General features: G+C 72.9%; 2 protein-coding genes. Both read left to right on the top strand.

The window, feature by feature from the left end; all coding sequences use genetic code 11:
• On the top strand, positions 1 to 1,613 hold a 1,613-nt coding region (locus tag AC1HIY_RS18190), incomplete at its 5' end, for an Ig-like domain-containing domain (protein WP_479578311.1).
• Between the two features lie 100 nt (positions 1,614 to 1,713).
• A partial coding sequence (locus tag AC1HIY_RS18185) for an NAD(P)H-hydrate epimerase (RefSeq protein ID WP_479578308.1) occupies positions 1,714 to 2,767 on the top strand: 1,054 nt, incomplete at its 3' end.

Raw genomic sequence — 2,767 nt, 5'->3', positions numbered from 1 at the left:
TGCCCCCCACCGGCGGCCCGCCCGACCGGACCCCGCCCGCCGTCGTCAGCACGGTCCCGCCCGCCGGCGCGGTGAACGTGCGGGCGGAAAAGATCGAGATCACCTTCTCGGAATACGTCGATCAGGGTTCGTTCGCGAGGGCCTTCACGTTCACGCCCGACTTCGAAAGACCGCCGGAGTTCGCGTGGCACGGCAAGCGCGTCGAGGTCGTCTTCCCCGAGCCGCTCCGCGAGAACACGACGTACATCCTCACGCTCGACAACAACCTCCGCGACCTCCATGGCGTGGCGCTTCACGAGCCGATCACGCTTGCCTTCTCGACCGGGCCCGAGATCAACCGGGGACGCCTCGCCGGGCGCGTGCTCGAGCCCTGGCGCGGAGACGGCGCGCCGGGCCTCGACGTGTATGCCTTCCCCGCCCCCGACGGAGCCGCTCCGGATTCGCTCCCCGGGCGACCGGCGTATCGGACGCAGTCCGGCGAGGACGGACGTTTCCGGTTCGAGTACATGAGCGAGGAGCCGTTCTTCGTGATCGCCCTCCGGGATCGGAACCGGAACCGGCGGCCGGACGTGGCCGAGGCGTTCGCCGTGCCGCCGCGCCCCGTCCTCTCCCCCGACACGGTTGCCTCGGGAGCCGAACGCCGATGGCTCGTGACCGTGCGCGACACCATCCCGCCCGAGCTCCGGCAGGTGCGGGCGCGTTCGAGCCGGCGTGTAGCGCTTCGATTCTCCGAGGCCGTCCGCCTCGCCCGCGTCGACACGGCGGGGTGGGTCCTCCGCGACTCCGTGACGGGCGCGCGCCCGGCCGTCCGCGCCGTGTACATGGTTCCCGAAGACCCGCGTCAGGTGCTCGTGCTCACCGACTCGCTTGCCCCCCGCCCGCACACGATCCGCGTGGCCGCCGTCGTCGATTCGAGCGGGAACGCGGTGCGCGGCGGAGCCATGCGCTTCACGCCCGTGGCCGAGGCCGACACGTTCCGGCTCCGCTTCCGCGGCTTCGACCCGGACACGCTCGGCGCGCCGCCCGACGGCATCCCGCTGCCGCCGCCGCGCCGGCCCGCCGTCCGCTTCAATGAGCCGGTGGACGCTGCGCGTTTCCGCACCGTCGTGGCCGTGCGCGACACCACGGGGCGGCCCCTCACCTTCCTGCGCGACACCGAAGACGGCGTCACGTACCGCCTCGCGCCGGAGCCGTGGCCCGAGGCGCCCTTCGACGTGACGGTCGACGGACGAGCCCTCACCGGGGCCGACACCGTCTTCACCCGCCGCTTCCGCCGGATGGGCCCCGACGAACTCGGCGAACTGAGCGGCTACGCGACGGCGGACGACACCACCGGCGCGCTCGTCGTCGAGCTCTTCGACGTCGCCGGAGAGGCCCGCGTGCCTTTCCGCACGGCCCGCCCCGACGCGACCGGCTTCTTCGTCTTCCGCGAGCTTCCGGGCGGCGGGCAATACCGCCTCCGCGCCTTCGTCGACCGAAACGGCAACGGGCGATGGGACGGCGGCTTCCTCTTTCCGTACACCCCTGCCGAACCCCTCGGCTGGGGCGGCGACCTCCCGCCCGTGCGCGCCCGGTGGGAGACCGTCGCCGACGACACGCTCCGCGTCCGGTGACGCCCCATCTTCGCGCATCTTTCGCGGAACGACGAGCCGGATGAACGGTGACATTCGGGAGGGAGCGCCCAACGACCGACGCAGCCAAACCGAACCGGACATGAGCACGCTTTCGAACGACCTCCGTCCCGCGCTCACCGCCGAGGCCATGCGCGCGGCGGATCATTTCACCATCGAAACCTTCGGCCTGCCCGGATACACGCTCATGGAGACCGCCGGGCGCGGGGCTGCCGAACGCATCGCGGCGCACTTCGGGCCGATGCGCGGAAAGACGGTCGTCGTCTTTTGCGGAAAGGGCAACAACGGCGGCGACGGCTTCGTGACGGCGCGCGTGCTCTATGGGTGGGGCGCGCGCGTGCGCGTGGTCATGCTCGCCGAAGAGGATGCGATGTCGGTGGACGCGGCGCACAACCTCGGATTGCTCCGGCGTCTCGCCGAGCATGACGAGGCGGGTCGTCTTCACCTCACGCTTCTCCGCGACGCCGACGGGCTCGAGGCCTTCGCGCGCGCCGATCTTTACGTGGATGCGCTCCTCGGCACCGGGATCACGAGCGCCCTTCGCGCGCCCCTCCGCGACCTCGTGGAATGGATGAATGCCCGGGATGCCCCGGTCGTCGCGCTCGACGTGCCGACGGGGCTTCACACGGACACGGGCGTCGTGCTCGGCGAGGCCGTCCGGGCGGCGATGACCGTGACGATGGGCGCGTGGAAGACGGGGCTGCTCGTGGGCGAGGGGCCGGTGCGCGCCGGGCGCATCGAGGTGGTGGACATCGGCATCCCCGACTTCGTGATCGAGCGGGTGCGGCGGGCGCCGGGCTGCGCGCTCGTGCCCACCGATGCGGCGGTGCGGCGGTGGCTGCCTGCCCGCCCGCACGACGCGCACAAGTACAGCGTGGGCCTGGCCCTCGTGGCGGCGGGCGCGCCGGGCTTCACGGGCGCGCCGGTGATGGCGGCCCAGGCGGCCGCGCGCGCCGGGAGCGGCTTCGTCGTGTGCGCCTGTCCCGAGCCGATCCGCCCCACGCTCGCGGCGAAGCTCACCGAGGTGACCACCGTCGGCCTTCCCGTCGATGAGGCGGGCGCGATCCTTCCCGACGAGGCCCGCGCGGCGATGGCCGAGCGCCTGAGCAAGGCGCGGGCGCTGCTCGTGGGGCCCG

This window comes from Rhodocaloribacter sp. (assembly GCF_056451265.1).
Note: the sequence above shows the minus strand (reverse complement) of the source record. Positions and strands in the feature narration are given on the sequence as shown.